The organism is Pseudonocardia sp. HH130629-09 (assembly GCF_001294645.1).
GTDB lineage: Bacteria > Actinomycetota > Actinomycetes > Mycobacteriales > Pseudonocardiaceae > Pseudonocardia.
This window is the reverse complement of the sequence record NZ_CP011868.1, coordinates 5802917-5827964: the sequence shown is the minus strand read 5'-3', so window position 1 is coordinate 5827964 and position 25048 is coordinate 5802917. Positions and strand designations below refer to the sequence as shown.

Here is a 25048-nt window from a genome sequence, read left to right as displayed (position 1 = left end):
TCGAGAAACGGTACCGGCCGGGTGACGGGGACCGACGTCGCCGTCGCTGTGGAGGTGCTGTGAGCGGTTCAGCCGAGGGCGGGCAGGGCACCCGGCAGGAGCACCGAGACCAGCGCGAGCCCCCCGCCGAGCAGCGCACCGAGGAGCAGCGCGATCACGGCGGCCCAGACGATCTGGCCGGTCGCCGAACGGGCGGGCGCCGGCGCCGGGGCCTGCTGCGGCCGGCGCTGCGGGGGCGGTGCGGGACGCGGGACCGGCGGCGGGATCCGGCCGGCAACGCGCGGTGGCACGGGCGCCGGGCCCGCCGCGGGACGCTGCGGCATCGGGCGCCCGCGGGCCTGGGCCTGGAGCGCCTCGCCGATCCGGCGGGCGGCGTCGTCGCGGCCGGGCTGCGGCGGCTGGGGGCCGGTCATCGCAGCTCTCCCGGACGCCGGACGGCCTCGGTCCCGGCGCGCTCGGCCATGATCCGGGCGACGGCGTCGAGCGCGCGGCTGGCGGTGGACTTCACCGTGCCGCGGCTCATCCCGGCGGCCTCGGAGATCTCGGACTCGGTCAGCCCGCCGTAGTAGCGCAGGACGAGGACCTCGCGCTGGCGCGGCGGGAGCTGGGCCAGTGCGTCGACGACCGACTGGTGCTCGGCCGACAGCATGGCCAGCGACTCCGCCGAGCGGGCGTTCGCCGCGTGCGGGGGCACGTACTCGCGCGCCGTGCGACGGCGCCGCAGCACCGAGCGCGACCCGTTCACCACGGCCGCGCGCAGGTAGGCGACGGCGGCGGACTCGTCCCGCAGGCCGGACCAGTGCCGGTGCAGGCCGGTGAACGCCTCCTGCACCACGTCCTCCGCGGTGGCCGGGATGTCCACCAGCAGCATCGCGAGGCGCATGAGCCGCAGCCGGTGGTCGCGGTAGAGGTCGGCCAGGGTCAGCGGCGTGTCCGGCCCCTGCCGGGACCCCGAGCCACCCGGCCCGTCGACCGGGTCGGGCGCCGTGCCCGGGGCGAACCGATGCGGCCCGGTGCCTTCGGGCGCCGGTCGGCTGTCGATGGCGCGCAACCGGCCCAGCGTCCGGTCGACGGCGTTCTCGGCGCGCTCCTCCTCCACGACCACCACCCTAGCGACCACCACCGACAGCCTTCGCAGCATTACCCGGTGCAGCAGTGTCACGCAGCAGTGTCACCCGGTGCGGCGGTCGGCGACGTCGTCCGCGGTGAGACCAGGCCCATCACCGACGATGGCTCCCCCTTCGCCGTGGGTACGTGATACTCACCCGGAGACAAGGAGCGCTGCGCGGAGCAGCGACCGCCGACGACGAGGAGGCAGGCCCCGTGCCCATCGCCACGCCCGAGATCTACAACCAGATGCTGGACAACGCCAAGAGCGGCGAGTTCGCCTACCCGGCGATCAACGTGACCAGCACCGAGACCCTCAACGCGGCGCTGCGCGGGTTCGCGGAGGCGGGCTCCGACGGCATCGTGCAGGTCTCGACCGGTGGTGCGGAGTTCCTGTCCGGCACCCGGGTGAAGGACATGGTCACCGGTTCGGTCGGGCTCGCCGAGTTCGCGCACGTCGTCGCGGACAAGTACCCGGTCAACATCGCGCTGCACACCGACCACTGCCCCAAGGACAAGCTGGACTCGTTCGTGCGTCCGCTGATCGCGATCAGCCAGGAGCGCGTGGACAAGGGGCAGAAACCGCTGTTCCAGTCGCACATGTGGGACGGCTCCGCGGTCGAGCTCGAGGAGAACCTGAAGATCGCGGCCGAGCTGCTGGAGCAGGCGGCCAAGGCGAAGATCATCCTCGAGGTGGAGATCGGCGTCGTCGGCGGTGAGGAGGACGGCGTCGCGAACGACATCAACGACAAGCTCTACACCGCCCCCGGCGACTACGAGCGCACCGTCGATGTCCTCGGCGCCGGCGAGAAGGGCCGCTACCTGCTGGCCGCGACCTTCGGCAACGTGCACGGCGTCTACAAGCCGGGCAACGTGAAGCTCCGCCCGGAGATCCTCAAGCAGGGCCAGGAGGTGGCCGTGCAGAAGCTGGGTCTCGACGCCGGCGCCAAGCCGTTCGACCTGGTCTTCCACGGCGGCTCCGGCTCGCTGCTCGAGGAGATCCACGAGGCGCTGACCTACGGCGTCGTGAAGATGAACGTCGACACCGACACCCAGTACGCCTTCACCCGGCCGATCGTGTCGCACATGTTCGAGAACTACGACGGCGTGCTCAAGATCGACGGCGAGGTCGGCAACAAGAAGGTCTACGACCCGCGGTCGTACCTGAAGAAGGCCGAGGTCGGGATGAGCGAGCGCGTCATCGAGGCCTGCGAGTCGCTGAAGTCGGCCGGCAAGGCCCTCTGAGCCCTGGTCCGGATCCTCCTCGCGTGCCCACCGGTTGGCGACGACCGGTGGGCACGCGCCAGGATGGCGCCATGAGTCTGCACGGCAACCTGCTCGAGCCCGACGACACGCGTCTCCCCGTCGACCCCGCGGCGGCGGACCTGGCGGCGGGCAAGGACCCGTCGGAGGTGGCGGCGGGGTCGCCGTCGTCGTCGATCGCCTGGGCGGTGCTCGCCGAGCGCGCCCTCGATGCCGGCGAGACCGTGGCCGCGTACGCCTACGCCCGCACCGGTTACCACCGTGGCCTGGACCAGCTGCGCCGCAACGGCTGGAAGGGCTTCGGCCCGGTCCCGTGGTCGCACGAGCCGAACCGGGGCTTCCTGCGGTCCTGCGGGGCGCTGCTGCGCGCCGCCACGGCGATCGGGGAGGCCCCCGAGGTCGAGCGGCTGCGCACGCTGATCGCCGACTCGGACCCGGAGGCGCTCGCCGCCCTCGGCGTGTCCTGACGCCCGTGGCCGCGTGGGACCGGGTCCGCTCACGTGGCCGGGCCGGCGCCCGGCGCGTCCGCGCGTCGTGGCTGCCGATCCTGCAGTGCTCCATGGCCGCCGGGCTCGCCCTCTGGGTGGCCGGTGACCTGGTCGGTCACACGCGGCCGTTCTTCGCGCCGATCGCGGCGGTGCTCAGCCTGGGCATGTCGCTCAACTCGCGGCTGCGCCGCACCGCCGAGCTCGTCGTCGGGGTCAGCATCGGGGTGCTGGTCGGGGACCTGCTGATCGCGCGGATCGGCAGCGGCCTCTGGCAGCTGGTGCTCGTCGTCGCGCTCGCGCTGGTCGTCGCGGTGTTCACCGACGGCGGCACGTTGTTCGTCAACCAGGCCGCGGTCTCCGCGGTGCTGGTGACGACGCTGCTCCCGCCCACCGAGACCGGCGGGATCGACCGCTGCATCGACGCACTGATCGGTGGCCTCGCCGGGATCCTGGTGGCCGCGGTCATCCCCGCGCACCCGGTCCGGATCGTGCGCCGGGTCGCCCGCCGGGTGCTCGACGACCTCGTCACCGTGCTCACCGAGACCGCGACGGCGCTGCGTGAGGGCGACCGGGAGAACGCGTCGCGGGCGCTGGCCCGGGCCCGCGACACCCAGGCCGTCATCGACGAGCTGCGCACCGCCGTCAGCTCCGCGGGCGAGGTCGTCACGGTCTCGCCGATGCACCGGCCGCGCCGGGCCATGCTGCGCCGCTACCGGACCCTCGCCGAACGGGCCGACTACGCCCACCGCAACGCCCGGGTGCTCGCCCGGCGAGCGATGACCGCGATCGAGGACGGCGAACCGGTCCCGCCGGGTCTGCCGGACGCCATCACCGAGCTCGCCGCCGCCGTCGAGGCACTGATCGGGGAGCTCGGGCAGGACGGCGACCGGGAGAAGGCCCGCGGCCCGATCCTGGAGGCCGTGCAGCACGCGCCGGTCCTCGCCGACCCGGGTGCGGTCGTCGTGCGGCCGGCGGAGGGGCAGACGGCGCCCGCGGGGTCGGCGGCGGCGGTGCTCGTCGCGCAGGTCCGCTCGATCGCGATCGACCTGCTGCAGGCGACCGGGATGACCCGCAGCGAGGCGTTGCGGGCGCTGCGGGCCCAGTTCGCCGATCCTGACGTGGACTGAACGGGCTGCGGGGCTTCCGTCACCGGTCGGTCACGGAGCAGAATCGGGCGTCGTTCGGCGCCGGGACGTCGGGTCCCCCTGCACGGAGTTGTGGACGTCGCTCATCGATCGGGGTTCACGGTGCAGCTGTTCATCCGCTACGTCCTCGCGCCAGTCGTCCGGCTCGTGTGGCGGCCTCGTGTGCGCGGGGCGGACCGCATCCCGGCCACCGGGCCGGTGATCCTCGCTGCGAACCACCGCGCGGCCGTCGACACGGCGTTCATCCCGCTCGTCGCCCCGCGCCAGGTCGCCTTCCTCGGCAAGGCCGAGTACTTCACCGGTCGTGGCCTGCGCGGACGCCTGATGGCGGCGTTCCTGGGAGCGCTCGGCTACATCCCGGTCGACCGGGCCAACGCCCGTGCCGGCCTCGCCGCACTCGCGGCCGGACGCGAGGTCCTGGAGCGCGGCGGTGCGTTCGGCATCTACCCGGAGGGCACCCGCTCCCTCGACGGCAAGCTGCACCGCGGGCACACCGGCGTCGCGTCGCTGGCCCTGTCAACGGGGGCCGTCGTCGTGCCCGTCGGCCTGATCGGGACCGAGCGCGTGCAGCCGATCGGACGGCTGTTCCCGCGCCTGGCCCGCGTCGAGATCCGCTTCGGGCGGCCGTTGGAGTTCAGTCGCTACGACGGGCTGGAGGGCGCGCCGGCGATCCGGCGCGCGGTCACCGACGAGATCATGGACGCCATCGCGGACCTGTCGGAGCAGACCTATGTGGATAGCTACCACCGGCGTCCGGACGACTCGGCGGCCGCGGCCTGACCGGAACGGGCCCGGGGACGACGACGGCGGGCTAGCCTGCTGCGGTCCTGTTCCTGTCCGGGGGAGCGTCGCTGGTGGTCCGACTCGTTCTCGTCCTGCTGGTGGTGTGCGGGGTGGTCGTGGGGTGTGGGGCTGCGGGGTCGGAGGGGCCGTTTCCGCCGTGGCCGGCGGAGATCGACGTGGCGAACGTCGATCCCTGTGTGGCGATGACCCCCGAGCTTCGACAGCGTCTCGGGGTCGAGGGTGACAATCCTGCGACCGTCCCGCTGGCGGATGGCCCGAGCCGGGCGTGCTCATGGGGAAACTTCGACTCTGGTGACAACTACACCGTGCAGTCGATTCAGAGTCCAGCCGCGGAGGTGGCGACAGCGGGAGGGGTCATCGTTACGGTTGTTGACGGTTATGGGGTAATTCGGATCGTCGAGCAGCGGGAGCGCTCGGCGTTGTGCGAGCTGTACCTCGACACTGCCGACACGGCGAGTGTCCGGATCCAGGCGGAGTCCCTTGGATACGGCGAGCAGAGCCCGGTCTCGGCCGACGACGTGTGTCGCAGGGCCGAGCTTCTGGCTGCCAGCTACCTAGCTGTAGCCCGCACGCGATGACGAGTTCGCATCTGCGAACCTTTGCGGCCGATCCACTAACGACCCATGGAGAACTGATCTACCGTCTGCGGCTATGCAGACATCCGCTCACGTCCCCCAGGGGAACGCCAGCGACTCGCTCATGCTGCAGATCGACATCGACAACGTGGCCAGCGTCTACCAGAGGATCGACGAGCAGGTCCGGACGATGCAGGAGAGTCGGTGGATCGCTTCCAGATTGAGGAGTCTTCCTCCTTGTGGCGACGATCCGGTATCACGTGACGCAGTAACCGTGTTCCAACCCAAGGTCGACACGATCGTCGGGACTCACGAGAACTATCTCCGCGAGGTCGTGGATGCGCGCGACCGGTTGAAAAGGGCCGCCCAGGAGTACGGCCTGATCGAGGACGAGAACACGGCGACCCTGAACTCCACCGCTCGCCGTCCAACGGCCCGTTGCTCGAGCGTTAGGGATCCGACCGTGCCCCTTCCCCGCTGCTACAACTACGAAGCTTTCGACATCGCCACGAAGTCGGCATGGATCCTCGGCAAACCGGGCGCCGAGGCGACCCGGCAGACAGCGGACAGCCTGCGTTCCCTCGTCGACGACATGGCGGCGACCAAGCAGACCCTCGACCGCGGAATGGCCGACCTCGGCATCTCGTGGCAGGGCCCGGCCGCCCAGGCGGCCCAGGAATCCCTGGATCGCACCGCGACCGGCGTCGACGGCACCGCGACCGTCGCCCAGAACGGCGCCGACCGCATGCTCGACCACGGCAGCGCGTTCGAGCGCATGCGCGGTCAGGTCCGGTTCATGGACCCGGCCGAGTTCTCCTGGATCCAGCGCGCGGGCGACAACATCAGCGAGGCCTGGCAGTCCCTCCAGGGCCGGGGCACCGACCACGTCACCATCGCCGAGCACAACCAGATCAACGACGAGATCGCGAACCGCGCGCTCCAGCAGTACGAGTCCGAGACCTCGGCCATCGACGACCGCTTCACCACCGAGGCCGCCGCCGCGCCCCCGGCCGGGTCGACGCCGGGCGCGACGTCCGGGGGCGGCGGAGCGTCGGGGCCGCAGCCCGGCGTCTCCGTCGGCGCGAACGTCCCCGCCCCTCCGGGCGGCGGCTCCGGTCCGGCGCCGGGACCGGCCGGCATCGGGCCTCCCCCGGGTGGGGCGGCGTCCCCTGCCCCGCCGGTCGGCGGCGCAGGCGGAGGCTCCGTGGGCGTGTCGGGTGGCGGTGCCGGACCCGGTGCCGGGTACTCGCCCGTCGTCCCGCTGCCGAACGGACCGGCGTCGAGCGCCGGCGGAGGGGGTGTCCCAGCCCCGGGTCTCCGCACCCCGCCCGCTCCGGACCGCACGCGGATCCCGCCCCGGACCCCGGTGCCGGATGCCGCCCGTACCCGCGAGGACCTCGCACGCCGGTTCGGTGACCAGGTCCGGCGGCAGCAGCTCGTCCGGCCCGTCACGGAGCCCCGACCCGGCGGGACCGGCTCCTACGGTGGCGGCACCGGAGCGGGCCGGGGCGGCTACGGCTCCCCGTTCGGCGACTCCCGCGGCACCGCGCGGCTGCCGGGGGCGTCGGCCGAGCCGCACTCGCCGGGGAGCCGTGTGGGGTCCGGGACGGCGTGGGGCACCGAGCCCCGTACCACCGGCCCGCGGAGCGGCGGTGCGACCGACTCGTGGACCGGCAGCCGGGCGGCGGAGGCACGGGGTGGCGCCGGCTACGGCCCGATGGCCGGTGGCGTCCCGGGAGGTCGTGCGGACGGGCAGGACCACCGCAACCGCTACGTCGTCCCCACCGACGAGGTGTTCGACGTCGGTGTCACCGCGACCGACGCCGTCCTCGCCCCCGAGGACCCCGGCCGCTGATCAGCCCGGCAGCACCGGTCGCCACGGCTCGGTGTGCTTGTACCAGGCCCAGCGCTTGATCTCCCGCGGGTGCGGGACGCCGTCCCGGACGGGCGTCGCACCCGTCGTCCCGATCTGGATCGCCCGCCCGGTCGCTCCGGTCACCCCACGCCCCGCACGCACCTGGACTCCCTCCGGCCCTGCGTCGACGACGAGCGTCTTCACGCGGCCGTGCAGCACCCGCGTCGCATCGCAGTAGGCCTCGCCGTAGAGGTCGGGGATCTCCCCGCGGCCGGCGAGAACACCGCCGTTGTCGTCGCGCACCAGCGGCATCTCGCGCGCGGTGCCGGACCGGGCGAGGGCGACGGCGTCGTCGAACCGGGTCGGGAGACCCCAGTTCGCGGCGGCGCGGGACCGGCGCGACACCGGCAGGTAGGCGACCTCGGTGTCGAGTGCGTCGCGACGCAGCAACCGGACCAGGACTGCGGCGAGGTCGGCGTCGTCACCGTGCACGATGAGCCGCCGCGCCGGGAGGAGGGCGTCGACCTCCGCCTTCCCGGGGCGCGGACCCACGGTGACCGAACGCACCGCGGGATCGGACACCAGCGACGACGGTGGGCGTTCCCGCCGCGCGCCGAGCCGGATACCGTGGAAGGGAAGACGGTGACGCCGCTGCGGCAGGCAGTCGAGGAGCACCGCTTCGGGATCGGTCGGAACCACTGATCGAGTACCCTCCTCGCCGCGGAAACCGGAAATCACGCCCGGGTCCGCGACCGTGACGAGCGTGTGTGAACTGGAGTCTCTTACATGCCCGCAATCGTGTTGATCGGCGCCCAGTGGGGCGACGAGGGCAAGGGCAAGGCGACGGACCTGCTGGGCGGACAGTTCGGCTGGGTCGTCCGCTACCAGGGCGGCAACAACGCCGGCCACACCGTCGTCACGCCGGACGGTCGCGACTTCGCGCTGAAGCTCATCCCGTCCGGGATCCTGTCCCCGGGCGTGAAGAACGTGATCGGCAACGGGGTCGTCGTGAACCCCGAGGCGCTGATCGAGGAGAAGGCGGGCCTGGAGCGGCGCGGCGTCGACACCTCCGGCCTGCTGATCTCGGCCGACTCGCACCTGATCATGCCGTACCACGTGGCGATCGACCGCGTCACCGAACGCTACCTGGGCAAGGCCAAGATCGGCACCACCGGTCGCGGCATCGGCCCGGCGTACCAGGACAAGGTCGCCAGGGTCGGCGTCCGCGCCGCGGACCTGCTCGACGAGAAGATCCTGCACCAGAAGGTCGAGGCCGCGCTCGAGCTGAAGAACCAGATCCTGGTCAAGGTCTACAACCGGCGCTCGCTGGACTTCAACGAGGTCGTCGACACCGTCCTGGAGCAGTCGAAGGAGTTCGCCGACAAGATCGTCGACACCCGGCTGCTCCTGAACGAGGCCCTGGAGCGCGGCGAGACGCTGCTGCTGGAGGGGTCGCAGGGCACCCTGCTCGACGTCGACCACGGCACCTACCCCTTCGTGACCAGCTCGAACCCGACCGCGGGCGGCGCGTCGGTCGGGTCCGGCATCGGCCCGAACAAGATCACCCGCGTGATCGGGATCCTGAAGGCCTACACCACCCGCGTCGGCTCCGGCCCGTTCCCGACCGAGCTGCACGACGAGATGGGTGAGTTCCTCCGCAAGACCGGCGGCGAGGTCGGTGTGAACACCGGCCGTGCGCGGCGCTGCGGCTGGTTCGACGCCGTCATCGGGCGCTACGCGGTGCGGGTCAACGGCATCACCGACCTCTTCCTCACCAAGCTGGACGTGCTGTCCGGGCTGGAGTCGGTGCCGATCTGCGTCGGCTACGAGGTCGACGGCCACCGCGTCGACGAGATGCCGATGACCCAGACCGGCTTCCACCACGCCGTCCCGGTCTACGAGGAGATGCCCGGCTGGGTCGAGGACCTGTCCGCCGCCCGCACCTGGGAGGACCTGCCGGCCACCGCCCAGGCCTACGTGGCGCGGATCGAGGAGCTCACCGGCGCGCCGGTGTCCGCGATCGGCGTCGGGCCCGGGCGGGACCAGACGATCACCCGCTGACCTGCCGCCCCAGCAGCCCGAGCGCGTCGCTGTCCGGGCTGCCGGGCGGTGCGGTCAGCACCAGCACCGTCCGGTCGGGCGTCCGGCCGACGTCGAGCACCTGGTGGTCGAGTGTCAGCTCGCCGACCAGCGGGTGTCGCAGCGTGTGCCGTTCCTGTGCGCAGGGGTGCGCCCGGTGGTCGGCCCACAGCCGGGCGAACTCGTCGCTGCGCACGGACAGGTCCCCGACCAGCGCGGACAGCCGCGCGTCGTCGGGACGGCGCCCGGCCGCCAGGCGCAGGGCGGCCACCAGGGCGCGGGTGCGGGCGACCGGATCGGCGTAGAGGGCCCGCACGTGCGGGTCCAGCACCGCCATCGCGACCAGGTTCGGGCGGTGCCGCGGGCAGGCCGGGGAGAGTGGATCCAGGTGCGCCGCGAGTAGCGCGTGCCCGAGCGGGTTCCAGGCCAGCACGTCCCCGGACCGGCCGAGGACGAACGCGGGCACGTCCGGCATGGCGGCCAGCAGGTCGGCGGTACGGGCGTCGATGCACTCGGGCGGTGCGCTGCGCAGCGGGACGGGGCGGGCCGCCGTCGCGGCGATCCGGTGCAGGTGGGCCCGCTCGCCCTTGTCCAGGGCCAGCACCCGGGCGATGGCGTCGAGCACCGCGGGGGAGGCACCGCGGGAGTGTCCCTGTTCGAGCCGTGTGTAGTACGACGGGCTGACCCCGGCGAGACCGGCCAGCTCCTCCCGGCGGAGCCCGGGGACCCGCCGCGCGCCGGTCGTCGGCAGCCCGAACGCGTCGGGATCGAGCCGTGCCCGTCGCGCCGCCAGGAACTCACCGAGAGCCGTCACGACCCCCATTGTCCGCACCGGAGCGACCCGAGCCACTCCCTGCGCGGGATACCCCGGGCCGGGGACTCCCGCATCGCGCCGGAGGCACCGACGATCACGGCGTGACCATCCAGCTGCGCGGACCCGTGACGGTCGAGCGGATCACCGAGCTCGACGACTGGCCCTTCGGCGTCCGCGAGATGTTCCCGGCCCACCCCTCGGACGGGCCGATCTCCCTGGTGATCGCCACCCACCTCGTCCGCACCCCGGACCTGACCGTCCTCGTCGATGCCGGCAACGGCGACGGCCGGCACCGCCCCGGCCTGCCCGCCCACCATCTGCTCGACGCCGGGTACGCGGCCCGGCTCGCCGCACGGGTCGCGCCCGAGGAGATCGATGTCGTCGTCTGCTCCCACCTGCACCCGGACCACTGCGGCGGGCTGACCACCGCCGACGCCCGCCCCGCCTTCCCCGGGGCGCGGCACCTGGTGTCCCGGACCGAGCTGGCGTGGCTGGGTGCGGTGCACCGCTCGGCCCCCGGCTCCGGCGTCGCCGAGGGACTGGCCCGGACCTGGGAGGACAGCGTCGCGCCGGTCCTGGACGCGGGTCTGGTCGACCCGGTCGGCGACGGCGTCGATGTCGATCTCGGTCACGAGGTGCGGCTGCGTGTCGCGCCCGGGCACACCCCCGGCCACCTCGTCGTCGAGATCGGGCCGCCCGATGGGCCGGAGGTGGTGATCGGGGGCGACGTCCTGCACCACCCGCTGCAGTTCGACGACCTCGACCTCGCGCAGGCGGGCGACGCCGATCCGGCCCGTGCCGCCCGTACCCGACGCGACCTGTGCGAGCGCCTCGCCCGCTCCGGCGGGCTGCTGCTGCCGTCGCACTTCACCCCCGGCCGTGTCCGGCGGGCCGGGGACGGTTTCGCCTACACGTCGTCGCCCTGACGCCGTCGCTCCTCGCGGACCGGGGTGACCAGCACCGCGGCCAGCGGCGCGACCGCGGCGATCGCGAAGGCCGCCGCGTAGCCGGTCGTGCCGACCAGCAGTCCCAGGGCGGCGGGGACGACCGAGGCGACGGCGTTCTGCCCCGTGTTCTGCACGCCCAGCGCACGCCCGGACCAGGCCGGGCCGGCGATCTCGGCGGTGCTGGTGAACGCCAGGCCGTTCGGGGCGACGGTGACGACCGCTCCGACGGCCAGCATCGTCACCGCCAGCCACCCGGCGACGGCGTCGCCGAGGGCGAACAGCAGCAGCACCAGGGTCGCGGCCACCGCGACCTGGCGCATCGGGCGCAGCCGCGACCTGACTCGGTCCGACCAGGCCCCGGTCGCGATCCGCCCGGCGGCCCCGGCGACCTGGCCGCACGCGACGAAGGCGCCCGCCGCGGCGACGTTCCAGCCCTGCTCCCGGACCAGGTACTCGGTGCCGAACGCCGACACCGCGAACTGCGAGACGACCAGCAGTGCGCTGGCGCCGTGCACCCGCCACAGCACGGACGTCCGGTACGGGGAACGCTCCGGCTCCGCACCGGCAGGCCGCTGCGGTCGGGGCGGATCCGGGGCCAGCGTCAGCACCAGCACCGCCGCGACCAGGCACAGCACCGCGGGCAGCGCCAGCGCCCGGAACGGCCCGACGGCCGCGCCGAGCGTCGGCAGCGTCAGGCCGGCCACCGCGACCCCCAGCGGCTGCGAGGTCTGCCGGATGCCCATCGCGGTCCCGCGCTCGTGGACGGCGAACCACCCCATCACCATCCGGCCGCTGGCGGCGAACACCGACGCTGCCCCCGCGCCGCCGAGCCCGAGCAGCACCAGCAGCGCCGGACCCGGCCCGAGCGGGAGCAGTGCGGCCATCCCGACGGCCAGCGCGCACAGCACGAGCCCGATCGTCATCACGCCGCGTTCGCCGGACCGGTCCGCGGCCGCCCCCCACAGGACGAGGGTGCACAGCAGGCCCACCGTCGGGGCCCCGACGTAGGCGCCGGCCTGCGCCAGCGTCAGTCCGGCCGAGTCGCGCAGCAGCGGCACCACGAAGGGCAGCCCGTAGACGAACGAGCAGGCCGCCGTCTGCGCGAACACCCCCACCGTGAGCACCAGCCAGCGACGCCGGGTGCGGGTCACATCGGCGGAGGTCATGTACCCACGCTAAGCATTCGTCCCACGATCCGGCCATTCATTCCCGGATCGTGGCACGATCTACGGTGGGGTCAGGAGGCGCAGTTCCCGGTGTCGGCGGGGGACGAGGCGCCGCTCGCCGCCACGTTCAACGCCTGCCCGACCTGCTCGGCGGTCAGTACGAAGCCGGTCTCGGTGTCGTCCAGCGCGGCGCCGAACACGACGCCGACCACCCGTCCGTCGGGCGTGATCATCGGGCCGCCGGAGTTCCCGGAGCGCACCACCGCGCGGACGGTGTAGACGTCGCGCAGCACGCTGCCCTGCTCGTAGATGTCCGGTCCGCGCAGCCGGATCCGCTCGCGGATCTTGCCAGGGGTGACCGTGTACGGGCCGTCCAGCGGGTAGCCCAGGATGATCACGTCGTCGCCGACGGCGGCCGGGTCCGGGCTGAACTGCAGCGGCTGCTCGTCGAGGTCGGGCACGTCGAGCACGGCCACGTCGACCTCGGGGTCGTAGTAGACGACCTGGGCGTCGAGCTGGCGGGTCCGTCCGCTGGACGTCGTCACCTCGACGGTGGTGCTGGAGGTCCCGGCGACGACGTGCGCGTTGGTCATCACCCGCTGCGGGGCGACGACGAACCCGGTCCCCTCCAGCGCGCGACGGCAGGACGGGGCGCGCCCGCGCACCTTCAGCACCCGGTCGCGGACCTCGGTGACCACCGGGGACTGCGCGAGCGCGGAGTCCGGCGGGCCGACCGCGGCGACCGGTGTCCGCGAGAACGGGCTGACGACGTCGGGGAAGCCGGAGTCGTCGAGGAGCTGGCGCAGCTCGGCGGGGAGCTTGCGTGCCGCGTCCGGCATCACGTCGTCCACCCCGGCGAGCACCCGCGAGTCGCGCAGGCCGCTGGTCAGGGTGGAGAAGCTCGTCGAGGACAGCGGCAGCGCGATCAGCCAGGCCGCCACCACCACCGCGACCGCCTGCACGCCGGCGCCCAGGGTGGAGTCGACCTTCAGGGTGCCCTCGCCGCGGATCCGGTCGCGGATGAACCGTCCGAGATAGACGCCCGTCGCCTCACCGAGCGCGACGAGCAGCACCACCACACCGATCCCGAGCAGCACCTTCCCCGGCTGGGACTCCACCTGCCCGGCCAGCAACGGGGCGAGCCGCAGCCCCAGCACCGCGCCGGTCAGCACACCGGCGAACGACAGCAGTGCCACCGCGACCCCGTGCCGCCAGCCGGACGCCGCGGCCAGCAGAGCGAGGATCACGACGACGACGTCGACCCAGCTGATGCTCACCGGTCCACCACGCCGTGGTCGTCCACCCGGACTCCTTCCGGTTCGTGCCGCCGGGCCCGGGCCCAGGCGTCGTCGAGATCGAGGACCCGGCCGGCGTCCCACGGACGCTCCCAACCGGACCGCTGCAGCAGCGCGGACAGCAGGCCCGCGGTGAAACCCCAGACCATCAGGCCCCCGGCGTCGAAGGCGGGGCCGGTGTGCCCCCTGGGGCCGCGCACGGTGAACCGGTTCGCCGGGTCGGTCAGGACCGCCACCGGGACCCGGACGACCCGGGCGACCTCGGCGGCGTCGACCACCCGCACCGGCGACGGCGACGCCCAGTGCGCCAGCACCGGGGTCACCAGGAAGCCGGTGGGCGGGATGAACAGGTCCGGCAGGACGGTCAGCGGCACGACCCCCGACGGGTCCAGCCCGGTCTCCTCCCAGGCTTCCCGCAGCGCGGCGTGCACCGGGCCGGTGTCGGTCGGGTCGAGCCTGCCGCCGGGGAAGGCGACCTGCCCGGCGTGCGAGCGCAGCGTCGCCGCGCGCTCGGTGAGCAGCACGTCCGGTCCCCCGGACCCCGCGTCGGTGAACAGCATCAGCACCGAGGCCCGGCGCGGTTCGCCGCTGTCGGGCGGCAGGCGTCGCCACCCGAACCAGGCCGGGTCCAGGCCCAGCGCCCCGTCGACGAGCGGGCGCAGCGACGCCGGGGTCGCCGAGGGGTCGGGCTCGGGCACCTGCGGAATGTCCGCGTGCGCGGTCACCGGAACCGCTCCACGGCGGCCGCGACGTCGTCGGCGGTCCGGAACGGGACGGGCGGGTCCACCATCGCGACGCCGCCGTCGGCGCGGGTCACGTAGCTGACCGGCAGCAGCGGCGGGGTGTCCAGCGCGCGGCGCACGGCCCGCTGCGGGTCGATCACGGCCGGCAGGGTGACCCCCAGCTGCGCGGACAGGGTCAGCGCGGCCACCGGGTCGTCCTGCACGTCGACGGTGAGCACCGGCAGTGCGCCGGGCCGCTGCGCGTAGGCCTGCAGTGCGGGCAGCTCCTCGCGGCACGGCACGCACCACGACGCCCAGAAGTTGACCAGCGTCGGACGCCCGGCCAGGGCGGCGCCCAGGTCGGTGCGGCCGTCGGCGCCCAGGCACGGCACGGTGATCCCGGCGAGCGGACCGGCCGGTGCGGCGCCGGACGGGACAGGGCAGGGGGCCAGCCGGGCCGAGGAGCGCGCGGCGGCCAGAGCCTGCGGGTCCGCGGCGGCGAGGTCGGTCTCGGACCGGTCGGCCGGGGCTGCGCTCGCCGCGGGGTCGCTGCCGGCGCCCCCACCCGTGGTGGATCCCGAGGGCCACAGTGCCCAGACCGCGATCGCCACCAGGACGACGACGACCACGGTCGACACGATCTCGGAGCGGGAGGCGCCTGTCCTGGTCACCGGCCGTCCCCGGAGGGCCCCGCGATCCCCGCGAGTGCGAGCAGATGGTCCCGTTCCGGCCCCTTGACCAGCGCCGCGGCCTCGCCCGGATCGGTGGGGCCGAGGCCGAAGGCGGGACAGTCCGCCGCGAGCGTGCAGGCTCCGCAGGCCGGTTTGCGGGAGTGGCAGACCCGGCGCCCGTGGAAGATCACGTGGTGGGACACGATCGTCCAGTCCCGGCGCGGGACGAGCTCGCCGATCGCGTGCTCGACCTTGACCGGGTCCTCCTCGGTCGTCCAGCCCCAGCGGCGCACCAGGCGTCCGAAGTGGGTGTCGACGGTGATCCCGGGGACGCCGAACGCGTTGCCGAGGATGACGTTCGCGGTCTTGCGCCCGATGCCCGGCAGCTTCACCAGCTCGTCCAGCGTCGACGGCAGCTCCCCGCCGTGCCGCTCGACGACGGCGGCCCCCAGCCCGATCAGCGACGTCGCCTTGTTCCGGTAGAAGCCGGTGGAGCGGATCAGCTCCTCGAGCTCGGTCCGGTCGGCGCCTGCGTAGTCCGCGGCGGCGGGGTACCGGGTGAACAGTGCCGGGGTGACCTGGTTGACCCGCTCGTCGGTGCACTGCGCGGACAGGATCGTCGCGACGGCGAGATCGAGCGGGGTGGTGAAGTCCAGCTCGCAGTGCGCGTGCGGATAGGCCTCGGCCAATGCCCGCAGGATGCGGTTGACCCGGCGTGCTCGCCCGATCGGGCTCTCCCCGGCCGCGACGCGCGCGGCCAGACCGGCCGCGGCGCGGGGGGTGGGCCGCGACGCCCGCGACGTCCGTCCGGCGGAGGTGCTCACGTGACCGAGCGTACGGGTGGGCACCGACAGTCGTGTCACGGTGTCGCGCCGTGCACCGCTCGTCGCCGCGCGCGGTCCGGTTCGCGTCGGAGCGTGGTCGACCGTCCGGCGCGGCGACGCGTCCGACGAGCGGTGCCCGCCCCCGGTCGGGTGTGCGCCGAACGGGCTACGAGGTCACGAACGCGTCACGAAGCCTCCGACGCGACCACCCCCGACCGGCCGGGCTCCGAACCCGTACGAGAGGATCGGAGTCGCCATGACTGCCTGGTTGAGCGTCCTCGTCCCGCTGCTCGTGATGTTCTTCGCGCTCGGTATGGAGCGCGTGGAGTCCCGCCTCCGAGAGTCCACCGTGCGCCAGGACGAGCTGGACGAGATGCTCGAACAGCCGCGTCCGGACGAGGTCCGCGCCCTGTTCCGGTCCGGCACCGGCCGCGCGCTCGAGCTGTTCCGGCTGCGCAACCGGCGTCGCCGGGGGGCTCGTCGGAGCCAGGTCCCGTCGGCCTGACAAGATCTCGTGCGGGCGTGTGACAGCGCCCCGCGACGAATCGGACCCGATCGGATGTCAATCCGATCGGGCCAGTGGTGCGCACGTGTGTGGCGAAGACCTCTACACTGACGCGCCGACGACCCGCCGTGACGACACGGCCGGTGAACGAGGAGCATTGCAGTGGACGAGGTACTGATCCGGGCAGGGATCTTCCAAGGTGTGGAGCCCCAGGCCGCCGAGGCGCTGGCCGAAGCTCTGGAGACTGCCGAGTTCTCCCGCGGGCAGGTCATCTTCTCCGAGGGGGAGCCCGGCGACCGCCTCTACATCGTGTCCGGTGGGAAGGTGAAGCTCGGTCGGAAGTCCCCCGACGGCCGGGAGAACCTCCTCATGGTGGCCGGACCGTCGGACATGTTCGGCGAGCTGTCGATCTTCGACCCGGGCCCGCGCACGTCCTCGGCGACCGCGGTCACGGAGGTGCGGTGCTACACGATGGACCGCGCCGCGCTGCGGGAGTGGATCGGCAAGCGGCCGGAGATCGCCGAGCAGCTGCTGCGCGTGCTGGCCCGCCGCCTGCGCCGCACCAACAACATGCTCGCCGACCTGATCTTCACCGACGTTCCGGGCCGGGTGGCGAAGTCGCTGCTGCAGCTCGCACGCCAGTTCGGTTCCCAGGAGTCGGGGCTGCTGCGGGTCACCCACGACCTCACGCAGGAGGAGATCGCGCAGCTCGTCGGCGCCTCCCGCGAGACCGTCAACAAGGCGCTCGCCGACTTCGCGCACCGCGGCTGGCTGCGCCTGGAGGGCAAGAGCGTGCTGATCCTGGAGCCGGAGCGGCTCGCGCGCCGCGCGCGCTGAATCCACTGGTACGGCCGTCCCAGACCATGTGATGCTGGGGCGGTGCCCGCCTCCCTGTCCGACTACCGCGCCGCCCTGGGCACGCCCGGGGCGGCGGCTCCGGTCTGCGCCTCGGTGATCGGCCGCTTCCCGATCGCGATGCACAGCCTCGCCACCCTGCTCTACGTCCGCGAGGTCCACGGCTCCTACGCCGTTGCCGGGGCGGTCTCGGCGGCGCTGCTGGTCGGGACGGCCGTCGGCACCGTCGTGCAGGGACGGGTGCTCGACCGGTTGGGCCCGACCCGGCCGATGCTGCTGCTCGTCGCGGTCTACTCGCTGTGCGTCACCGGACTGGTGCTCAGCATCGAGACCCGGGCGGCGCTGCTGCTCACCGTCGCCGTCGCAGTGGTCACCGGGCTCGCGACGCCGGCGTTCGAGGGCTCGTCGCGGGCCCTGTGGTCGGACCTGACCCCTCCGGGGCCGCGGCGGGAGGCCGCCTACACCTACGAGGCGATCAGCCTCGAGACCTTCTTCATCATGGGGCCGGCGCTGGCCGCGGTCCTGGTGGTGGCGACCCCGTGGCCCGGCACCGCGCTCGTCGTCGCGGCGACCGCGGAGATCGTCGGCACCACCTGGTTCGCGCTGACCGCGGCCGTCCGACGCCGGTCGGCCCGCATCCGCGCCGAGCGTGCCGACGGCTCACTGCCCGTCGAGGGCGGCCTGCTCGGGGTGTTCCGGCGCCCCGGCCTGCGGACGGTGGCACTCGCGTCGCTCGGGTTCGGCCTGGTCGCCGGCACCGCCGAGGTCGGCGTCATCGCGGCGACCGCGTCCGCCGGCGCCCCCGCAGCCGGGGGGATCCTGCTGTCGGTGTGGTCGGTGGTGTCGGTGCTGACCGGAGTGCTCTACGGGATGCGGCCCTGGCCGCGACCGCTGCACCTGCGGCTGCCGGTACTGCTCGCCGGCTTCGCGGTGCTGGTGACCGTGATGGGTCTGGTCTCCCCGCTCGGCTCGCTGACGCTGCTCACCGTCGTGATGATGGCGGCCGGCGCGCTGATCACCCCGCAGGTCACCGCGCACTCCCTGGGTGTGGAGCAGACCGCACCCGCCGGCTCGGCGACCGAGGCGTTCAACTGGATGGTGATGGCGGCGGTGCTCGGGGTCTCGGCCGGGCAGGCCGTGTCCGGCGGCATGATCGACCTCGTCGGGACGGGCGGGTACGCGGCGGGCGGTGCCCTGGGCGTACTGGTCGCGGTGCTGCTGTGGCTGCGCCGCGGCTCGGTCGCCGACACCGAGCCGCGCGTCGTCGTGGCCGGGAGCCCGGCGTGAGCGGCGCCGGGGAGCTGCGACGGCTGCGCGACGTCGTCGCCGGTGACATGGCCGGTGCGGACGTCGCGCACGACCTCGGGCACCTCGACCGGGTCGCCGGGCTGTCGGCCCGGCTGGCGGTGCGGGAGGGGCTCGACGGGTTCGTCGCCGCCGTCGCCGCGTACGTGCACGACCACCACCGGGCGGCCGAGGCACGGCTCGGCCGGGTCATCGCGCCCGCGGAGGTCCGCGACGACGCCCGGGACGCACTGCGCCGCGGCGGGGTCGCCGAGCCGCTGTGGGACCCGGTGCTCGACGCCGTCGAGGCCACCGGCCGCTACTCGTTCTCCGAGGCGGCCACCGCGCCCACCGCGGACCGGATCGCCGCCTGCCTGCACGACGCCGACATGCTCGACGCGATGGGCGCCACCGGCATCGCCCGCGCGTTCGCCTATGGCGGCGCGATCGGCGAGCCCCTGTGGGACCCGGGTGCTGGCGTCGCGAGCGGTGGCTACCGGTCCGGGCCGACCGGCTCGGTCGTCGCCCACTTCCACGAGAAGCTGCTCCGGCTGCGCGGCGAGCTGCGTACCGCCGCCGGCCGCGAGATGGGCGAGCGGCGGCACGCGGCCCTGGAGGAGTTCCTGCGCCGGTTCCGCGAGGAGTGGATCGAGGTCCACGGCGATGAAGGCGGCGCCCCGCCCGAGGTCTAGGGCGGCAGCGTCCGGGGCGGTAGCGGCTGCGGTGCCGGTGGGCTGCCAGGTCGCGTCGGCGAACAACTCGACGGCGCGCCGGGCCACCCGGACCCCCGCGGCGACGGCGCGCCGGGCCGGGTCCGGACGGGCCGGTGCGGTCTGCGGGGCGCTCACGACGAGGCCGGCGTCGAGGTCGTCGAGCACCGCGTCGGCGGCGTCGGCGGTCCACTCCGGCCGGTCGTCGCCCCGGACGGCGACGACGTGCACCTCGCCGGTCAGGTTCGGGGCGAGCGCGGTGACGAACGAGACCGCCCACGCGGCCGACTGCTCGTCCCCGCTGATCGCGACGATCCCACCGGCACCGCGGCGCAGCATGCCGGGCAACGCGGCGTTGGTGAGACGCCTCGTCGCGGTCATGCCGAGGTCGACGCTCGCCCGTCCGGCGTCCGACGCGGCGACCGCGTCGGCGAGGGCGTCGTGCACGAGGACGTCGACGGCCGGGGCCTCCGGGCCGGCGAGGTGGGCCTCGAGCCGGAACAGGCCGTGCCGGGTGCCGAGGTCCGCGACGAGGACGTCGGCGCGCACCCCGTACCGGGCGGCGAGCTCCCGGGCGGTGGGGGCGACCCGCTCGGGGTCGCGGGTGACGAGCAGGAGGTCGTGTCCGCGCGCGGCCAGTCGGTCGGCCAGAACCGCGCCGAGTCCCGTACCGCCGCCGGTGATGAGAGCCAGAGCCACACGATCAGGCTAGCTGTACCCGTTCGGCTTAACGCGTTCGGGTGGTCACATCGCGTTGTGATCAGTCAACGCTGCGTAGATGTCGCAGGTCAGGAATCGATCGTGGGACGACGGGCGTGCAGCCCCTCCTCCAGAGCGGTGGCGACCTCGGCCAGATCGGCGAGCAGGTCCTGCATCCGATCGGCGGAGATCCCGACGGGCGCGGCGGCCAGCACCCAGGCGTCCTCGGCCCAGAGCAGCTCGACGTCCTCGCCGACCGCGTCGCTGGCGTCGGCGACCCGCGGGGTCAGCAACGGACGGACGGCGTCGGCGTCGCTGACGAAGGCGTAGCGCTCGCCGACCGGCTCGAGCAGGTCGAGGCCTGCGTCGTCGGGCAGCGGGGCCGAGGGCAGCCGCAGCTCGACGGCGGCGGGCAGCGACTCGTGCACCTGCACGGCGCAGAGCACCGAGCTGATCCGGCCGGCCTGCTCGTGGTCGAACGCGTAGGCCTTGCGCGGGCCGTCCGGGGTGGGGACGTCGCCCGAGACCAGGTTGCGGGCCACGCCGGGGCCGCCCTGGTGGATCGTCCCGTAGCGCCAGCGGCTGGGCAGGACGGGATCGGACTCGAGGTACTCCCACTCCCGCATGGAGGCCCAGCGGCGGCGGTCCCGCGTCGCCCCCCCGCGGAACCGGTCGAACAGCAGCAGACCGACGCCGAGGACGATCGCGACGAGGGCGATGACGAACCAGACCGACATGCCGGGGAGCGTAGTCCCGACCGGGCTCGTGGAGTGGTAACGCCACGACACGGACGTGCACGTTTCGACGCGGTCGGGGACCTCAGCCGGATGTCTCCTCGTCCCACTCGGCCGCCGTGGCCCGGCGAGCCGTGTCGTTCTTGCCGTACTCCAGCACCGTGTCCTGCCCGAGGGTCACAGCCTTCTCGACGGCCTTCCGCGCCGCGGGGTCCGCGATCCCGGGCAGCAGCCCGGTCCGCATCGTGTCCTCCAGCCGGCGTGCCACCGCGGCGGACTTCTCCAGCAGCCCGATGACCTCCTCGACCCGGCGGACGATCGTGCGCGCCAGGTCGACGGCGTCGAGGACGAGGACCGCGATGCCGACCGGCGCGGCGACCCCCACCGTCACCACGGCGCCCGCGGCCCACGCGAGCAGCTTCGGAATGAGCCGCACGACGAACTCGGCGATGATGTCGCGTACGACCGCGCGCTCGGTACCGACGATCGAGGCCGAGGTCAGCACGACATCGGCCACCTCGTGGGCGGTCTCGGACAGGCGTCGCGCGGCCTCGACGCGTGTCGCGGCGGCACCGTGGAACGCGTCCCCGGCTGCGCCGGTCCAGGCGCCGGGGGCGGCGAGGACGGTCTCGATCTCCGGGACGAGGGTGGCCAGTTCGCGGGAGATCTGCTGCCAGTCCTTCGCCCGGGCCTCGATCTGCTTCGCGTCACCGCAGAGCCAGTCCAGCGGTTCGCGCAGGAAGTCGACATGCTCGATGGCCCAGCCGACACCGGCCGCCCCGAGCTCCTTCAGCGGGTCGGCGACCACGCTCAGCGTGTCGAGCCCAGCGACGGCCGTGGCCACGACGATGCCGCCGGTGTCCTGCTCCCCGACCGCCTTCCCGACGTCGTCGAACGAGGAGAACACCCCTGCACCCTCGAGCGGGCCGGGCCCCTCCACCTCAACCGGCGCCGTCACCGGTCCGCCCCGACCGGTGACGGGGCCGTCGGGACGTCGACGCCGAGCAGCCCGTCGACCACCCGGCTCTCCACCTCGAGGTACGCGGTGACGGACTCCCGTGCCGCGGTCGCCAGCTCGTGCAGCTCCGAGGAGAGGCGGTCCACGGCCTCGACCCCGGCCCGCATGGCCGAGGTGGCGCGGGCGGAGAAGAAGTCGCCGATGACCCCGTAGGCGTCGGAGTCGAGCTCGGCGAGCGCCGGGCGCATCCCGGTGACGGTGGAACCGGCGTCGTCGAGGACCCCGGCATGGGTCGAGACCGTGTCGGTGTCGACCGAGAAGCCGGGGCCCGTCACCGCCCGCCGCCCGCCGTCAGCGGCTCCACGATGGCCGCCACCTGCGCCGCGGCGTCGGCGGCGGCCTCCCGGCTCAGCCGCAGGACCGTCTCGGCGAGCCGGGCCCGCGGCAGCTCCTCGGCCCGCACGCCGAGCTGCAGGTCGGTCAGCGTCCCGTACGCGTCGACGGTGACAACGACCGCGCCGTCGCGGGTGCGCGCGGTCGCCGTCACCGTCGCCACCCGGTCCCGGGCCTCCTCGGCCCGGAGCCGGATCGTGTCGATGCGGGTGCGGTACTCGTCCAGCCAGGTCCGCCCGGCGGAGGGCTGCTCGGCGGTGAAGGACTCCATGGGCCCCGACGATGACGTGCACCGTCGGGTTCCACGGGCGAACCGGTGGATCAGTTCGCGATCGCGACCGGCTCCAGTGCCTTGCCGACGACCAGGGCACCTGTCCCGCCGTCGGCCGAGGGGTCCAGGTCCACCCGGACCGTGTCGCCCTCGCGGACGCCGCCGGACAGCAGCTCGCGGGCGAGCTGGTCGCCGATCGCGGACTGCACCAGCCGGCGCAGCGGACGCGCCCCGTAGACCGGGTCGAACCCGTTGAGCGCGAGCCACTCGCGGGCCGCGTCGGTGACCTCCAGCGAGAGCCGCCGCTTCGCGAGCCGCCGCGCCAGCACGCCGACCTGGATGTCGACGATGTGGGTCAGCTCCTCGGTCGACAGCGCGTGGAAGACCACGACGTCGTCGAGCCGGTTGAGGAACTCCGGCTTGAAGTGCGACCGGACGACCGACATGACGGCGTCCTTGCGGCCCTTGTCGTCCAGCGAGGGGTCGGCGATGGCCTGGCTGCCCAGGTTGGACGTCAGCACCAGGATCGTGCTGCGAAAGTCCACCGTGCGGCCCTGGCCGTCGGTGAGCCGGCCGTCGTCGAGCACTTGCAGGAGCGTGTCGAAGACGTCCGGGTGGGCCTTCTCGACCTCGTCGAGCAGCACGACGCTGTAGGGACGCCGCCGCACCGCCTCGGTGAGCTGACCGCCCTGGTCGTACCCGACGTAGCCGGGAGGGGCACCGACGAGGCGGGCCACCGAGTGCTTCTCGGAGTACTCGCTCATGTCGATGCGGATCATCGCCCGCTCGTCGTCGAACAGGAACTCGGCCAGCGCCTTGGCCAGCTCGGTCTTGCCGACGCCGGTGGGCCCGAGGAACAGGAACGACCCGGTGGGCCGGTTCTCGTCCGCGACGCCGGCACGCGTCCGGCGCACCGCGTCGGACACCACGCGCACGGCCTCGGCCTGGCCGACCACGCGCCGGCCCAGCTCGTCCTCCATGCGCAGGAGCTTAGCGGTCTCGCCCTCCAGCATCCGGCCGGCGGGCACGCCGGTCCAGGAGCTGACGACGTCGGCGACGTCGTCCGGGCCGACCTCCTCCTTGAGCATCACGTCCTCGTGCTTCTCGACGACGGCGGTCTTCTCCGCGAGCTCCTTCTCCAGCGCCGGGATGCGGCCGTAGCGCAGCTCCGCGGCGCGGCCCAGGTCGCCGTCGCGCTCGGCCCGCTCGGACTCACCGCGCAGCTGCTCCAGCTGCTCCTTGAGCTCGCGGGTCGCCTCGATGGCGCCCTTCTCGTTCTGCCAGCGCGCGGTCAGCGCGGCCAGCTCCTCGCGCTTCTCGGCCAGCTCGGCGCGCAGCGCGACGAGCCGGTCGGCCGAGGCCGCGTCGGACTCCTTCTCCAGCGCCATCTCCTCGATCTCGAGGCGACGGACGGCCCGCTCCACGGTGTCGATCTCCACCGGGCGCGAGTCGATCTCCATCCGGAGCCGGGACGCGGCCTCGTCGACCAGGTCGATGGCCTTGTCCGGCAGGAACCGGGCGGTGATGTAGCGGTCGGACAGGGTGGCGGCGGCGACGAGCGCGGCATCGGTGATCCGGACGCCGTGGTGCACCTCGTAACGCTCCTTGAGCCCGCGCAGGATGCCGACGGTGTCCTCGACCGACGGCTCCCCGACGAGCACCTGCTGGAAGCGGCGCTCCAGCGCCGGGTCCTTCTCGATGTGCTGGCGGTACTCGTCGAGCGTGGTCGCGCCGACCATCCGCAGCTCACCGCGGGCGAGCATCGGCTTGATCATGTTGCCGGCGTCCATCGCGCCCTCACCGGACGCGCCCGCACCGACGATCGTGTGCAGCTCGTCGATGAAGGTGATGACCTCGCCCGCGGAGTCGGTGATCTCCTTGAGGACGGCCTTGAGCCGCTCCTCGAACTCGCCGCGGTACTTCGCGCCGGCCACCATCGACCCCAGGTCGAGGGCGACGACCCGCTTGCCGCGCAGCGACTCGGGCACGTCACCGGCCACGATCCGCTGGGCCAGGCCCTCGACGATCGCGGTCTTGCCGACGCCCGGCTCACCGATGAGCACCGGGTTGTTCTTGGTGCGCCGCGACAACACCTGGACGACGCGGCGGATCTCGGTGTCCCGGCCGATGACCGGGTCGAGTTCACCCTCGCGCGCGCGGGCGGTGAGGTCCTGGCCGTACTTCTCCAGGGCCTGGTAGCTGCCCTCGGGGTCGGGGCTGGTCACCCGGGCGGAGCCGCGGACCTTGCCGAACGCCTCGCGCAGCGCGTCCGGCGTGGCGCCGTGGCGCTGCAGGAGCTGGGCGACCGGGCCGCCGGACCGCGCGAGCCCGACGAGCAGGTGCTCGGTGGAGACGTACTCGTCACCCATCTCGGTGGCGAGCTGCTGGGCCGCGGTGATGGCGGCCAGCGCGTCACGGGACAGCTGCGGCGCGCTCACCGACGACCCCGAGGCCGACGGCAGCCGGTTGCCCAGCGCGGTCAGCTCGGATCGGACGGCGTCCGCGTCCGCCCCGACGGCGGCCAGCAGCGGCGCGGCGATGCCGTCGCCCTGGGCCAGCAGGGCACCCAGCAGGTGGGTGGGCCCGACATCGGGGTTCCCGGCCAGCGTCGCGGCCTGGGCGGCTGCGGAGATGGCCTGCTGGGTACGGGTGGTGGGGTTGAAGGAGTCCATGCTCCGCGTTCCTCCCGGTCCTTCTGTGTCGACGATCTGTGCATGGGGAGCGGCACCCCGGGCCACTGCTCTCACAGTGTGCCGGAGGGTACGCCTCTCGACAGGTTCAACAGCAGGAAAGTTGAGTCTGTTCCGCTCAGGGTGAGGGAGTTCGGAGGAACGACCGCGGCCCGCCCGGAAGGATCCGGACGGGCCGCGGGGTGGAACGGTGG

The 25048-nt window shown here is 73.7% G+C and carries 26 protein-coding genes and 1 pseudogene; 12 read left to right on the top strand and 15 right to left on the bottom strand.

Annotated elements, in window-relative coordinates; all coding sequences use genetic code 11:
• Positions 1-68: 68 nt before the first annotated feature.
• Both XF36_RS27165 and XF36_RS27160 read right to left on the bottom strand, forming a co-directional pair.
• A complete protein-coding gene (locus tag XF36_RS27165; protein WP_060714155.1) occupies positions 69-413 on the bottom strand; it encodes a hypothetical protein in 345 nt (114 codons plus the stop codon).
• Positions 410-1099 carry an RNA polymerase sigma factor gene (locus XF36_RS27160; RefSeq protein WP_064485709.1) on the bottom strand — a complete coding sequence of 230 codons (690 nt, stop codon included), beginning with the start codon at positions 1097-1099 and terminating at the stop codon, positions 410-412. Before XF36_RS27160 ends, XF36_RS27165 begins: the two co-directional genes overlap by 4 nt.
• 224 nt (positions 1100-1323) lie before the next feature.
• Here XF36_RS27160 and fbaA point away from each other — a divergent pair, with 224 nt between their 5' ends.
• From fbaA to XF36_RS32785, 6 genes are all read left to right on the top strand, one after another.
• Entirely contained in the window at positions 1324-2352 is a 1029-nt protein-coding gene (gene fbaA / locus XF36_RS27155) for a class II fructose-bisphosphate aldolase (RefSeq protein ID WP_060714154.1), read from the top strand.
• Between the two features lie 71 nt (positions 2353-2423).
• Positions 2424-2837, top strand: a complete 414-nt coding sequence (locus XF36_RS27150; protein ID WP_060714153.1) for a DUF3151 domain-containing protein — start codon at positions 2424-2426, stop codon at positions 2835-2837.
• 5 nt (positions 2838-2842) lie between these two features.
• The gene (locus tag XF36_RS27145; RefSeq protein WP_060714152.1) at positions 2843-3985 is read left to right on the top strand and encodes an FUSC family protein; all 1143 of its coding nucleotides are present in this window, start codon (positions 2843-2845) and stop codon (positions 3983-3985) included.
• Between the two features lie 120 nt (positions 3986-4105).
• Entirely contained in the window at positions 4106-4783 is a 678-nt protein-coding gene (locus XF36_RS27140; protein WP_060714151.1) for a lysophospholipid acyltransferase family protein, read from the top strand.
• A gap of 74 nt (positions 4784-4857) precedes the next feature.
• Positions 4858-5385, top strand: coding sequence for a DUF3558 family protein (locus tag XF36_RS27135; RefSeq protein WP_060714150.1), 528 nt, complete (start codon positions 4858-4860; stop codon positions 5383-5385).
• 460 nt (positions 5386-5845) lie between these two features.
• Positions 5846-7237: a WXG100 family type VII secretion target gene (locus XF36_RS32785; protein WP_060714149.1), complete on the top strand. Its 1392-nt coding sequence runs from the start codon at positions 5846-5848 to the stop codon at positions 7235-7237.
• On the opposite strand, the gene XF36_RS27125 is transcribed toward XF36_RS32785, so the two are convergent.
• A complete protein-coding gene (locus XF36_RS27125; protein WP_238589039.1) occupies positions 7238-7819 on the bottom strand; it encodes a hypothetical protein in 582 nt (193 codons plus the stop codon). It lies immediately after the preceding gene.
• Between the two features lie 204 nt (positions 7820-8023).
• Here XF36_RS27125 and XF36_RS27120 point away from each other — a divergent pair, with 204 nt between their 5' ends.
• The gene (locus XF36_RS27120) at positions 8024-9298 is read left to right on the top strand and encodes an adenylosuccinate synthase (protein ID WP_060714148.1); all 1275 of its coding nucleotides are present in this window, start codon (positions 8024-8026) and stop codon (positions 9296-9298) included.
• Here XF36_RS27120 and XF36_RS27115 read toward each other — a convergent pair.
• Positions 9288-10139, bottom strand: coding sequence for a helix-turn-helix domain-containing protein (locus tag XF36_RS27115; protein WP_060714147.1), 852 nt, complete (start codon positions 10137-10139; stop codon positions 9288-9290). The two genes, XF36_RS27120 and XF36_RS27115, sit on opposite strands and share 11 nt — an antisense overlap.
• Before the next feature lie 92 nt (positions 10140-10231).
• Here XF36_RS27115 and XF36_RS27110 point away from each other — a divergent pair, with 92 nt between their 5' ends.
• Positions 10232-11056 (top strand): MBL fold metallo-hydrolase, encoded by an 825-nt coding sequence (locus tag XF36_RS27110; RefSeq protein WP_060714146.1) that lies wholly within the window; start codon positions 10232-10234, stop codon positions 11054-11056.
• On the opposite strand, the gene XF36_RS27105 is transcribed toward XF36_RS27110, so the two are convergent.
• The 5 genes from XF36_RS27105 to nth form a co-directional block, all read right to left on the bottom strand.
• A complete protein-coding gene (locus XF36_RS27105) occupies positions 11038-12243 on the bottom strand; it encodes an MFS transporter (protein ID WP_060714145.1) in 1206 nt (401 codons plus the stop codon). The two genes, XF36_RS27110 and XF36_RS27105, sit on opposite strands and share 19 nt — an antisense overlap.
• Before the next feature lie 71 nt (positions 12244-12314).
• Positions 12315-13514: a MarP family serine protease gene (locus tag XF36_RS27100; protein WP_060715010.1), complete on the bottom strand. Its 1200-nt coding sequence runs from the start codon at positions 13512-13514 to the stop codon at positions 12315-12317.
• A gap of 2 nt (positions 13515-13516) precedes the next feature.
• On the bottom strand, positions 13517-14263 hold the full coding sequence (locus XF36_RS27095) for an NUDIX hydrolase (protein WP_238589037.1): 747 nt from the start codon (positions 14261-14263) through the stop codon (positions 13517-13519).
• On the bottom strand, positions 14260-14931 hold the full coding sequence (locus XF36_RS27090) for a TlpA family protein disulfide reductase (RefSeq protein WP_060714144.1): 672 nt from the start codon (positions 14929-14931) through the stop codon (positions 14260-14262). Before XF36_RS27090 ends, XF36_RS27095 begins: the two co-directional genes overlap by 4 nt.
• Positions 14928-15659, bottom strand: coding sequence for an endonuclease III (nth, locus tag XF36_RS27085; RefSeq protein WP_414706260.1), 732 nt, complete (start codon positions 15657-15659; stop codon positions 14928-14930). The genes XF36_RS27090 and nth overlap by 4 nt, the downstream gene beginning before the upstream one ends.
• A gap of 352 nt (positions 15660-16011) precedes the next feature.
• On the opposite strand from nth, the gene XF36_RS27080 reads away from it, so the two are divergent.
• The 4 genes from XF36_RS27080 (at position 16012) to XF36_RS31990 (ending at position 19091) form a co-directional block, all read left to right on the top strand.
• Entirely contained in the window at positions 16012-16260 is a 249-nt protein-coding gene (locus XF36_RS27080) for a hypothetical protein (protein WP_060714143.1), read from the top strand.
• Positions 16261-16422: 162 nt separating this feature from the next.
• A complete protein-coding gene (locus XF36_RS27075) occupies positions 16423-17097 on the top strand; it encodes a Crp/Fnr family transcriptional regulator (RefSeq protein WP_060714142.1) in 675 nt (224 codons plus the stop codon).
• Positions 17098-17139: 42 nt separating this feature from the next.
• Positions 17140-18402, top strand: coding sequence for an MFS transporter (locus XF36_RS27070; RefSeq protein ID WP_060714141.1), 1263 nt, complete (start codon positions 17140-17142; stop codon positions 18400-18402).
• The gene (locus tag XF36_RS31990; RefSeq protein WP_060714140.1) at positions 18399-19091 is read left to right on the top strand and encodes an HD domain-containing protein; all 693 of its coding nucleotides are present in this window, start codon (positions 18399-18401) and stop codon (positions 19089-19091) included. Before XF36_RS27070 ends, XF36_RS31990 begins: the two co-directional genes overlap by 4 nt.
• A 375-nt stretch (positions 19092-19466) precedes the next feature.
• Here XF36_RS31990 and XF36_RS35875 read toward each other — a convergent pair.
• The 6 genes and pseudogenes from XF36_RS35875 to clpB form a co-directional block, all read right to left on the bottom strand.
• Positions 19467-19808: pseudogene (locus tag XF36_RS35875) on the bottom strand (SDR family NAD(P)-dependent oxidoreductase); the annotation flags it as partial.
• 89 nt (positions 19809-19897) lie between these two features.
• Positions 19898-20545, bottom strand: coding sequence for a hypothetical protein (locus XF36_RS27060; protein ID WP_020627000.1), 648 nt, complete (start codon positions 20543-20545; stop codon positions 19898-19900).
• 82 nt (positions 20546-20627) lie between these two features.
• Positions 20628-21449, bottom strand: coding sequence for a hypothetical protein (locus XF36_RS27055; RefSeq protein ID WP_145981531.1), 822 nt, complete (start codon positions 21447-21449; stop codon positions 20628-20630).
• A 47-nt stretch (positions 21450-21496) separates the two neighbouring features.
• Positions 21497-21835, bottom strand: coding sequence for a hypothetical protein (locus XF36_RS27050; protein ID WP_060714138.1), 339 nt, complete (start codon positions 21833-21835; stop codon positions 21497-21499).
• Entirely contained in the window at positions 21832-22164 is a 333-nt protein-coding gene (locus XF36_RS27045; RefSeq protein ID WP_060714137.1) for a YbaB/EbfC family nucleoid-associated protein, read from the bottom strand. The genes XF36_RS27050 and XF36_RS27045 overlap by 4 nt, the downstream gene beginning before the upstream one ends.
• Positions 22165-22214: 50 nt before the next feature.
• A complete protein-coding gene (gene clpB / locus XF36_RS27040) occupies positions 22215-24836 on the bottom strand; it encodes an ATP-dependent chaperone ClpB (RefSeq protein WP_060714136.1) in 2622 nt (873 codons plus the stop codon).
• Positions 24837-25048 lie beyond the last annotated feature (212 nt).